The organism is Streptomyces aurantiacus, from assembly GCF_001418335.1.
In the GTDB taxonomy this organism is placed as follows: Bacteria; Actinomycetota; Actinomycetes; order Streptomycetales; family Streptomycetaceae; genus Streptomyces; species Streptomyces aurantiacus.
Map to the genome: position 1 here is coordinate 1 of NZ_LIPP01000116.1, position 9747 is coordinate 9747.

Below are 9747 nucleotides of genomic sequence, written 5' to 3' on the forward strand. Positions count from 1 at the left end.
GACGCCTGGCGCCAGGCGTCCCAGGACCAGGCCTTCGAACAGGCGCAGGACGACGAGCGGGACCGTGTCTACTTCAACCCCGCGGTACAGCAGGGCAAGGCGGACGGCATCGGCACCCTGGGCCAGTTCGCGTACTACGACGCCGTCGTCATGCACGGCAACGGCGGCGACAGTACGAGCTTCGGCAGCATCCGCGGGCTGGCCCTGGAGCGGGCCAGGCCTCCGGCCCAGGGCGGCGACGAGGTGACGTACCTCGACGCCTTCCTCGACGCCCGCGTGTGGGCGATGAAGCAGGAGGCGGCCCACGAGGACACCAGCCGGGTGGACACCGCCCAGCGGGTCTTCCTCCGGAACGGGAACCTGAACCTGGACCCGCCGCTGGACTGGCAGGTCTACGGGGACAGCTTCCACATCGACTGAGGGTCGCGGGGTCGCGCCCCTGAAGGCCGACAAGGGAAGGGCCGTTCCGGGGCGCGGGCATGTTCGTGCGCGCGCCCCGGAGACGGTCGCCGCGGACCCCGTTCGGGTCCACGGCCACCGGCCGAGGGCCGTCCCCCTCGGCCGGAGATCTTCGGCGGGCGGAGGTCAGGCCCGCGCGACGATCCGCGCGAGGCGCCGGGCCTCGTCCCGGGTGGAGCGGGCGATGGCGTCCTCGTCGACGTGCAGCAGCCGGCCGTTCTCGACGATCTGCTCACCGCCCACGAACGAGGCGGTGACCGGCGCCGCCGCGCCGAGGACGAGTGCGGCGACCGGGTCGGCGATCGACGCGTGGGCCAGGGTGTCCAGCTTCCACAGCACCAGGTCGGCGAGCTTGCCCGGCTCCAGGGAGCCGATCTCCGGCGCGCGGCCCAGGACCTGGGCACCACCGTACGTACCGAGCCGCAGCGCCTGACGGGCGGTCAGCGCGGCCTCCCGGTGGGCGCCGAGGCGGTTGATCAGCAGCGCGTTGCGCAGTTCGGTGTGCAGTTCGCCGGACTCGTTGGACGCCGTGCCGTCGACACCGAGGCCGACCGGGACGCCGGCCGCGAGCATGTCGGGGACGCGTGCGATCCCGGCCGCCAGACGGGCGTTGGACGAGGGGCAGTGGGCCACCCCCGTCCTCGTACGGGCGAAGGCGGCGATGTCGGAGTCGTTCATGTGGACGCAGTGCGCCATCCACACGTCCTCGCCGAGCCAGCCGGTCGATTCGAAGTAGTCGGTCGGGCCCATGCCGAACAGCTCCTTGCAGAACTGTTCCTCCTCGACCGTCTCCGAGCCGTGGGTGTGCAGCCGTACGCCCTTGCGCCGGGCCAACACGGCGCCCTGCCGCATGAGTTCGGTGGACACGGAGAACGGCGAGCAGGGGGCGACGGCCACCTGCGTCATGGCGCCGAAGGAGGCGTCGTGGTGTTCGTCGACGGTCGCCTCGGTGGCGGCGAGGGCGCCTTCGAGGGTCTCGACGGCGAAGTCGGGCGGCAGCCCGCCGTCCTTCTCGCCGCGGTCCATCGAACCGCGGGCCAGGGTGAAGCGGACGCCGGTCTCGCGCGCGGCGCGGATGATCGAACCCGACAGGTCGCCGGAGCCCTTCGGGAAGACGTAGTGGTGGTCCATGGCGGTGGTGACGCCGCCGCGGGCCATCATGCCGAGGGAGCCCTGGGCCGCCGCGTAGGTCATCCGCTCGTCGATGCGCGCCCAGGTCGGGTACAGGGCGACGAGCCAGTCGAAGAGGTTGTTGTCGGTGGCGAGGCCGCGGGTGATCCACTGGTAGAAGTGGTGGTGGGTGTTGACCAGGCCCGGGGTGACGAGGTGACCGGTCGCGTCGATCCGGCGTACGACGTTCTCCAGGCCCTCGGGGGCCCTGCCCGCGCCGAGCGACTCGATGCGGTTGTCCGCGACCACGACGTACCCGTCGGCGTACTCGGTGTCGGCGGCGTCCACGGTCGCGATCGCGCAGTTCTCGATGACGATGCGCTGAACCATCGTTCGTTGTCCTCTACTTCCGGGATGCTTCCGTGTCTTCCGGTACTTGGGTGATGCGTCCGGTACTTGTGTGATGCGTCCGGGGTCGCGTCAGAGGTTGGTGAGGTCCGCCGGGATCCTCGCCTCGCAGCCGTCCCGCAGAACGGTGGCCTCGATCAGGCCGTAGGGGCGGTCGGCGGCGAAGTACACCTCGTTGTCGTTCTTGAGGCCGAACGGCTTCAGGTCGGCGAGGAAGTGATGCTTGTTGGGGAGCGAGAAGCGGACCTCGTCGATCTCGTCGCGCCGCTCGATGATCCGCGCGCCCATCGCGTAGAGGGTCTGCTGGAGGGAGAGGGAGTAGGTCTCGGCGAAGGCCGTGAGCAGATGCTGCTTGACCCGCGCGTACGACTCCTCCCAGTCCGGTGCCGCCTGCGCGTCGTCACACCAGCCGAAGCGCCAGCGGGCGGAGACCTCGGTGGCGAGGACGCGGTCGTACGCCTCGGGAAGGGTCGTGTACTTGTCCTTCACGTAGCCCCGGAACTCGGAGTTCGTCGAGTTCATCACGACCAGGTCCTTGAGTCCCGAGACGGCCTCCCACGACGAACCGTCGTACGTGATCTGCGTGACGCGAGTCTCCTGGCCCTGGCGGACGAAGGAGTGCTCGCCCTCACCGGGGGTCTCGATACGCTCCCAGGCGTACTCCTCGATGCGGATGCGGGCTCGGTGGATCGGCTCCTGACTCGTCACGAAGTGCCGGGCGAGGTGGATGCCGAACTGCTCGGCGGACTCGATGCCGTGCTCCTTGGCGAAGGCGTACACCGTGTTCTTGGTGGTGTCCGTCGGCAGGACGTTCGCGTTCGAGCCGGAGTAGTGGACCTCGTCCATGTCGCCGCTCAACGACACGGAGACGTTCAGGTCCTTGACGTGGTGGGTGGCGCCGTCCCGCGTGATCTTGACGACTCGGTTCTCGGCCTTGCCGTACTGGTTCTGTCCCAGGAACGTGGGCATCTGCTAGCTCCCTCGGTAAACGGAGTAGCCGAACGGGTTGAGCAGCAGCGGTACGTGATAGTGCTCGCCCGGACTGACGGCGAAGGTGATCGCCACCTCGGGGAAGAACACCTCGGCGGCACCGCTGTCCCGATTCGCGGGGGCGTCCTGCTGCGCATCGGCTTGCTTCTTCTCGGACGTGTTCTCGGATGTGCTCTCGGACGTGTTCTCGGACGTGTTCTGCGATGTCTTCGCACGCGTTTCGAAGTACGTCTCGACGGCGAAGTCGAGCCGTACGTGTGTGGTGCCCTCCGGCAGGGCCGGCAGGTCCGTGCACCGCCCGTCCGCGTCGGTCGCGGAGCCGCCGAGTGCCCGCCAGTCGGCCGCACGGCCGGCTCGGGCCGCGAGTCGGACGGCGACCTCCCCGGCGGGACGGCCGACGCTGGTGTCCAGGATGTGCGTGGACACGGAGGCGGTGGTGTCGGTGCTCATGCGGGTGCGTCCTGTTCGACGAGTGAGGCGAGGCGGATGCGGTTGATCCTGCCCAGTTCGGTGCGCACGATCTCGCGCTCCTGTGCGGGTGTGTTGCCGATCCGCTCCTTGACCGCGTCACGCATCTGCTCGCCGGTGAGGCCGGTCGCGCAGATCAGGAAGACATGGCCGAACCTCTCCTGGTACGCCAGGTTCAGTTCCAGCATCTCCGCCTTGAGTTCGGGGGAGGCGCCATCCATGCCGCGCTGCTCACGGGAGGAGGTCGGGTCACCCGGCCGGGGGCGTCCGATCGGCGGGTGTCCGGCCATCGCCTCCGCCAGGTCGGCGTCGGTCAGGCCGGCCATGGTCGCGTCGCTCTGCGCGAAGAGGTCGCCCGCGGTGGCGTACGGGCGCCGGGCGAGCAGCCTGTGCGCCCATGTCCGCGAGGCGCACAGCTCATGGAGGACGGCGTGGGCCGCGGGCTCCTCCAGGGCGTTGAACCGGGCGAGACCGCCAGGTGTCGTACTCGACGTCACGGGAAGCCTCCGTGGCCTTGGACCTTGTGCCTTTGTTGCCTGGGCGCCTTGTTGCCTTGTTGCCTTGGCGCCCTGTGCTGGACGGGCTGCGGCCAGCTAACGCGCCCGAAGCTACGACGTCAACAGTTTGTTGAAAAATCCGGGTAACCAATCCGGGAAGCCGAAACCGTCGAGCCGAAACCGTCGTCCGGATGCCGGCTCAGGCACCCTTCTCGCGGTTCAGGTAGTTGTAAACAGTGAACCGGCTGACGCCGAGCGCACTCGCCACCGTCTCCACGCCGTGCCGCACCGAGAAGGCTCCGCGCGCCTCAAGTATCCGTACGACCTCCTGCTTGGCCTTGCGGTCCAGCTCGGCCAGGGGCTTGCCGCGCTTACGCTCCAGGGCGGCCAGGATGTGATCCAGAGAGTCGGCGAGCTGCGGAAGGCGCACCGCCACGACGTCCGCGCCCTGCCAGGAGAGCACCACGTCGTCGGGTCCGGCCCGGTCGGGCGGCAGCATCTCGGCACCCATGGCGTCGACCAGCGGCTTGACCGCCGAGACGAACGGGTCCGCCGAGAGGAAGGGGACGGCCGAGACGGGAGACTCGGTCGAGACGAGAGGCTCGGTCGAGGCCGGAGGCTCGGTCGAGGCGAGGGACTCGTCCGCGGATTCGGTCATCCGCCCTCCTCCTCCCCGATCACGTTGACCTGCAAGGAGACTCGGGTGGCGCCCGCGTCCAGGGCCTTGCGCAGCAGCGCGTCGACCGCCGTGAGGACCGAATCCGCCCCGCCCTCGACGGTGTTGCCGAACGGTCCGACGTCCACCGCGTCCAGTTCGGCGCCCTCGATGACCTCGCGGGCGACCAGCGCGTGCGGCGGCGCCTCGTCGAGATCGAAGGGCTCGGTCGTGAACTCCACTCTCAATCGCACTGCGCCCCCATGGCATCGCATCGCACCGACCTCGCACCTCGTTTCGCAAGGCGACCCTAGCCGACCCGGACATGCACCTCTCGACTCCCGGCCGAGGCCTTGACAAGGCTTCCTCACACAGGCAGCCTTTCCATCAAACAGAAAAGAACTTCCACAATACGGAATCGATACTCGCCAGTCGATACTCGTCATTCTCGTCACGGAAGGGAGCGCCGACCCCTATGTCCGGTTTCTCGCTGGACGCCGCCGCAGCGCAGCGCTTCGACGTCAATCTGTCGATCCTCTTCACGGAGCTCCCGCTCCTGGAGCGCCCCGCGGCCGCCGCCGCGGCGGGCTTCGGCGCGGTCGAGCTCTGGTGGCCCTGGACCGACTCCCCTACCCCCGAGCGTTCGGTGCTCGACGCCCTGAGGCAGGCGATCGAGGACGCGGGCGTACAGCTCAGGGGCCTGAACTTCTACGCCGGACAACTGCCGGGCCCGGACCGTGGCGCACTGTCGCTTCCCGGCCGGGAGTCGGAGCGGTTCCGCGCGAACATCGACGTGGCCGCCGACTTCGCGCAGTCGCTGGGGTGCACGGCGCTCAACGCCCTGTACGGCAACCGCGTCGACGGCGTCGCCCCGGCCGAGCAGGACGAACTCGCCCTGGAGAACCTCGTACTGGCGGCCCGTGCGGCCGACCGTGTCGGCGCGGTCCTGCTGATCGAGACCCTCAACGAGCCGGAGTCGCCGCGCTATCCGCTGGTGACCGCCCCGGCCTCGATCGCCGTCGTCGACAAGGTCAACGAGGCGACGGGTCTGGGCAACGCCAAGTTCCTGCTGGACCTGTACCACCTGTCCATGAACGGCGAGGACCTGCCGTCGGTGATCGAGCGGTACGCCGCGAAGACCGGCCACGTCCAGATCGCCGACAACCCGGGCCGGGGCGCACCCGGCACCGGCTCGCTCCCGCTGGAGGAGCTGCTCGGCCTGCTGCGCAAGCAGGGCTACGAGGGCTGGGTCGGCCTGGAGTACAAGCCGGGCGACCGGCCGAGCACAGAGGCCTTCGAGTGGCTGCCGCACGAGGCCCGCGCCGCCCGCTGAGTGGCAACTCCCGGCAACTCACCGCCACGGCACAGAAGTTACAGCAGTCAGAGAGGAACCCTCATGAGCAGCACTCTTCCCAAGGTCGCCTGGATCGGCCTCGGCATCATGGGCTCCCCCATGTCGGAGAACCTGGTCAAGGCCGGATACGACGTCACCGGGTTCACCCTGGAGCGGGACAAGCTGGAGCGGCTGACCGCGGCGGGCGGCACGGCGGCCGGCTCGATCGCCGAGGCCGTCCGGGACGCCGACGTCGTGATCACGATGGTGCCCGCCTCCCCGCAGGTCGAGGCCATCGCGTACGGGCCCGACGGCATCCTGGAGAACGTGCGGACCGGCGCGCTCCTGATCGACATGTCCTCCATCACCCCGCAGACCTCCGTGGATCTGGCGAAGGCGGCGAAGGACAAGGGCATCCGGGTGCTGGACGCCCCGGTGTCCGGGGGCGAGGCCGGCGCCGTCGAGGCCGTGCTGTCCATCATGGTCGGCGGCGAGCAGGCCGACTTCGACCGGGCCCAGCCGCTCTTCGAAGCACTCGGCAAGACCATCGTGCTGTGCGGTCCGCACGGCTCAGGACAGACCGTGAAGGCCGCGAACCAGCTGATCGTCGCCGTGAACATCCAGGCGTGCGCCGAGGCCGTGGTCTTCCTGGAGAAGTCGGGCGTGGACCTGAAGGCCGCCCTCGACGTCCTGAACGGCGGCCTCGCCGGCTCGACCGTGCTGACGCGCAAGAAGGACAACTTCCTGAACCGCGACTTCGAGCCGGGCTTCCGTATCGACCTGCACCACAAGGACATGGGCATCGTCACGGACGCCGCCCGCAACGTCGGGGCCGCGCTGCCCGTCGGTGCCGTGGTCGCCCAACTCGTCGCCTCTCTGCGCACACAGGGCGACGGCGGCCTGGACCACTCCGCGCTGCTGCGCGCGGTCGAGCGCCTCTCCGGCGCGCGGGCCTGACCGCCCCGCCCCCACAGACCCGGGCGGCACCGGCGCTGACACCCATCCTGTCGCGCCCAGGCGCCGGCGCCGCCCGGCACCAGCAAGCATGGGTGGGCACCCTGAGCGCCGAGTACGGACCGTTCGGACGGTCGCGTACTCGGCGCTCTTCGCTGCCCTACCCCCATATACCTTCGTGGGCGTACACCCTCTACGGAACCCTCAAATCAACCTCTGAACATGCCCCAGAGGGCTTCAACCCAGCGTGCTTGAGGGCACATTGTCAGCACGTGAGGCCCGCCGGCACGGGGGCGGCGGGCCTCACGCGACGGGTCCGTCCGGTCAGACCTTCAAGGCCCTGTCCGGTCAGACCTTCAGGGTCCTGATGGACGTGGGCGCGTGGCCCGGCTCGGTCGCGATCTCCTCGAACTCCACGACGTTGCTGATGTCGTTGGTCGTGGACATGGAGATGTTGGTGACGCGCTCCAGAATCGCCTCGACGACCACCGGGACCCGGAACTCGGCCGCGAGCTTCTTCGCCTGCTCGAAGGCGGCGCCCAGCTCACTCGGATCGGTGACCCGGATCGCCTTGCAGCCCAGCCCCTCGACGACCTTGACGTGGTCGACCCCGTACACGCCCAGCTCGGGCGAGTTCAGGTTCTCGAACTCCAGGTTGACCTGGAAGTCGATGTCGAACGCCCGCTGGGCCTGGCGGATGAGGCCCAAGTAGGCGTTGTTCACCAGCACATGGACGTACGGGATCCGGTGCTGGGCCCCGACGGCCAGTTCCTCAATCATGAACTGGAAGTCGTAGTCGCCGGAGAGCGCGACCACCTGTGCCTCGGGGTCGGCCTTGGCGACGCCGAGCGCGGCCGGGACGGTCCAGCCGAGGGGGCCCGCCTGACCGCAGTTGATCCAGTGCCGCGGCCGGTAGACGTGCAGCATCTGCGCGCCCGCGATCTGCGAGAGGCCGATCGTGGTGACGTACCGCGTCTGAGGACCGAAGGCCTTGTTCATCTCCTCGTAGACGCGCTGCGGCTTGATGGGGATGTCGTCGAAGTGCGTACGCCGCTGGAGGGACGCCTTCTTGTCCTGCGCGGCCTGTGCCCACGCGGACCGGTCCGGCAGGCCCCCTGCGGCTTTCGACTCCCGTGCCACCGCGACGAACAGCTCCAGCGCGGCCTTCGCGTCGGACGCGATGCCGTAGTCCGGGGCGAAGATCTTCCCGAGCTGGGTGGGCTCGATGTCGACGTGCACGAACTTCCGTCCGGCCGTGTAGACGTCCAGCCTGCCGGTGTGGCGGTTGGCCCAGCGGTTACCGATACCGAGGACGAAGTCGGACTCCAGGAAGGTCGCGTTGCCGTAGCGGTGCGAGGTCTGCAGGCCCACCATGCCGGCGTTCAGCTCGTGGTCGTCGGGGACGATGCCCCAGCCCATGAGGGTGGGGACGACCGGGATACCGGTCAACTCGGCGAACTCCACGAGGAGTGCGGAGGCGTCGGCGTTGATGACGCCGCCGCCCGCGACGATCAGCGGCCGCTCGGACGCGTTGAGGAGCGCGACCGCCTTCTCGATCTGGGCGCGGGTCGCGGCCGGCTTGTAGACCGGCAGCGGTTCGTACGTCTCCGGGTCGAACTCGATCTCCGTGAGCTGGACGTCGATGGGCAGGTCGATGAGGACCGGGCCCGGGCGGGCCGAGCGCATCAGGTGGAAGGCCTGCTGGAAGACGCCCGGGACCTGGGCCGCCTCCAGCACGGTGACCGCCATCTTGGCCACCGGCCCCGCGATCGACGCGATGTCGACGGCCTGGAAGTCCTCCTTGTGCAGCACGGCGGTCGGGGCCTGTCCCGTGACGCACAGGATCGGGATGGAGTCGCCGGTCGCGGAGTACAGACCGGTGATCATGTCGGTGCCGGCGGGCCCTGACGTCCCGACGCACACACCGATGTTGCCGGGCGCGGTGCGGGTGTAGCCCTCCGCCATGTGGGACGCGCCCTCGACATGGCGGGCGAGGGTGTGGCCGATGCCACCGGCGGCCTTGAGCGCCGCGTAGAAGGGGTTGATGGCGGCGCCCGGCACACCGAACGCGTGGGTGACGCCCTCACGCTTGAGGATCTCAACTGCCGCGCGGGCAGCGGTCATACGAGCCATGGCGTACTCCTGCTTCGGCCGTCGGATTCGGGCTCTCGTCGCGCCCGCGAAGAGCCTCGAATTCCGTTTTTCCGTATTACGGAAACTAACTTCTGCTATTTGGAAGCAATCTAGAGGGGAGGGCGAAGGGCGTCAAGAGTGGAGGGACCGGTGGAAAGACCGGTGGAGGGACCGGCCTGCGGGCGGAGACAATCACGGGGCGTCCCATCGATTCGTTGCCGGAGGGCGGAGTTCCGGAGGACGATGGAAGGGCTGTGCTGCCCGCTGCGGGTGGTCGGCGTCAGCGTCGGCGTTCAGTGCCGGCATCTGCTGGTATCAGGGGTTCTGGAGAGGGTCATGGCCGAGAGCGTGCCGGTGAGGTGTCCGGCCTGTCGGCGCGAGCATGCCTACGCGGTACCGACGTACCCGTGCTCGTGCGGTGCGCCGGTCACACCCGTCCTCGACCCGGCGGCCCGCCCCGAGTCGGTCACCCACAGCACCTGGGACGAGGGCTGGGTGACGATCCCCTGCGGCGCCTGCGGGCGCGCTGACCAGTGGCCTCGCCCGGAACTCGGATGCCCGTGCGGAACGGTCCTGCGGGTACCGCTGACCGAGACCGACGGCCCCGCCGCCCCGGACGCTCCGGACGCTCCGGACGCTCCGGACGCTCCGGACGACAGGAACGGAGCAGCAGACGGGAACGGCTCCCCGTCTCCGCAACCGCCGCCGGCGCCTCCGCAGCGCCGGCGGCGGTTGCGGAG

At 69.4% G+C, this 9747-nt stretch carries 10 protein-coding genes and 1 pseudogene; 4 read left to right on the forward strand and 7 right to left on the reverse strand.

Annotation, left to right across the window (positions count from 1 at the left end; genetic code table 11):
- A partial coding sequence (locus AOK01_RS16830) for a chitosanase (protein WP_213862108.1) occupies nucleotides 1-420 on the forward strand: 420 nt, incomplete at its 5' end.
- Nucleotides 421-585: 165 nt separating this feature from the next.
- Here AOK01_RS16830 and AOK01_RS16835 read toward each other — a convergent pair.
- The 6 genes from AOK01_RS16835 to AOK01_RS16860 all read right to left on the reverse strand — a co-directional run bounded on the left by AOK01_RS16835 (nucleotide 586) and on the right by AOK01_RS16860 (nucleotide 4841).
- Nucleotides 586-1959 carry an 8-oxoguanine deaminase gene (locus tag AOK01_RS16835; RefSeq protein ID WP_055512404.1) on the reverse strand — a complete coding sequence of 458 codons (1374 nt, stop codon included), beginning with the start codon at nucleotides 1957-1959 and terminating at the stop codon, nucleotides 586-588.
- 90 nt (nucleotides 1960-2049) lie between these two features.
- Nucleotides 2050-2946, reverse strand: coding sequence for a factor-independent urate hydroxylase (pucL, locus tag AOK01_RS16840; RefSeq protein WP_055512406.1), 897 nt, complete (start codon nucleotides 2944-2946; stop codon nucleotides 2050-2052).
- A 3-nt stretch (nucleotides 2947-2949) separates the two neighbouring features.
- Entirely contained in the window at nucleotides 2950-3417 is a 468-nt protein-coding gene (locus AOK01_RS16845) for a hydroxyisourate hydrolase (protein WP_055512408.1), read from the reverse strand.
- Nucleotides 3414-3932, reverse strand: coding sequence for a 2-oxo-4-hydroxy-4-carboxy-5-ureidoimidazoline decarboxylase (uraD, locus tag AOK01_RS16850; protein WP_055512410.1), 519 nt, complete (start codon nucleotides 3930-3932; stop codon nucleotides 3414-3416). The genes AOK01_RS16845 and uraD overlap by 4 nt, the downstream gene beginning before the upstream one ends.
- A gap of 199 nt (nucleotides 3933-4131) precedes the next feature.
- On the reverse strand, nucleotides 4132-4443 hold the full coding sequence (locus tag AOK01_RS16855) for a helix-turn-helix domain-containing protein (RefSeq protein WP_055512420.1): 312 nt from the start codon (nucleotides 4441-4443) through the stop codon (nucleotides 4132-4134).
- A gap of 143 nt (nucleotides 4444-4586) precedes the next feature.
- Nucleotides 4587-4841, reverse strand: coding sequence for a YkoF family thiamine-binding protein (locus AOK01_RS16860; RefSeq protein WP_055512412.1), 255 nt, complete (start codon nucleotides 4839-4841; stop codon nucleotides 4587-4589).
- 221 nt (nucleotides 4842-5062) lie between these two features.
- Here AOK01_RS16860 and AOK01_RS16865 point away from each other — a divergent pair, with 221 nt between their 5' ends.
- Complete coding sequence (locus tag AOK01_RS16865; RefSeq protein WP_055512414.1) at nucleotides 5063-5920, forward strand: TIM barrel protein; 858 nt, start codon at nucleotides 5063-5065, stop codon at nucleotides 5918-5920.
- A 63-nt stretch (nucleotides 5921-5983) separates the two neighbouring features.
- A complete protein-coding gene (locus tag AOK01_RS16870; RefSeq protein WP_055512416.1) occupies nucleotides 5984-6877 on the forward strand; it encodes a 2-hydroxy-3-oxopropionate reductase in 894 nt (297 codons plus the stop codon).
- 345 nt (nucleotides 6878-7222) lie between these two features.
- On the opposite strand, the gene gcl is transcribed toward AOK01_RS16870, so the two are convergent.
- A complete protein-coding gene (gene gcl / locus AOK01_RS16875) occupies nucleotides 7223-9007 on the reverse strand; it encodes a glyoxylate carboligase (RefSeq protein ID WP_055512418.1) in 1785 nt (594 codons plus the stop codon).
- 336 nt (nucleotides 9008-9343) lie between these two features.
- Here gcl and AOK01_RS44405 point away from each other — a divergent pair.
- Nucleotides 9344-9747, forward strand: a pseudogene (locus AOK01_RS44405) (hypothetical protein); the annotation flags it as partial.

Bases quoted from the DNA above. Each gene is read 5' to 3' on its own strand.
- AOK01_RS16835 (WP_055512404.1), bottom strand. From the start codon at position 1,959: ATGGTTCAGCGCATCGTCATCGAGAACTGCGCGATCGCGACCGTGGAC.
- pucL (WP_055512406.1), bottom strand. From the start codon at position 2,946: ATGCCCACGTTCCTGGGACAGAACCAGTACGGCAAGGCCGAGAACCGA.
- AOK01_RS16845 (WP_055512408.1), bottom strand. From the start codon at position 3,417: ATGAGCACCGACACCACCGCCTCCGTGTCCACGCACATCCTGGACACC.
- AOK01_RS16855 (WP_055512420.1), bottom strand. From the start codon at position 4,443: ATGGGTGCCGAGATGCTGCCGCCCGACCGGGCCGGACCCGACGACGTG.
- AOK01_RS16865 (WP_055512414.1), top strand. From the start codon at position 5,063: ATGTCCGGTTTCTCGCTGGACGCCGCCGCAGCGCAGCGCTTCGACGTC.
- AOK01_RS16870 (WP_055512416.1), top strand. From the start codon at position 5,984: ATGAGCAGCACTCTTCCCAAGGTCGCCTGGATCGGCCTCGGCATCATG.
- gcl (WP_055512418.1), bottom strand. From the start codon at position 9,007: ATGGCTCGTATGACCGCTGCCCGCGCGGCAGTTGAGATCCTCAAGCGT.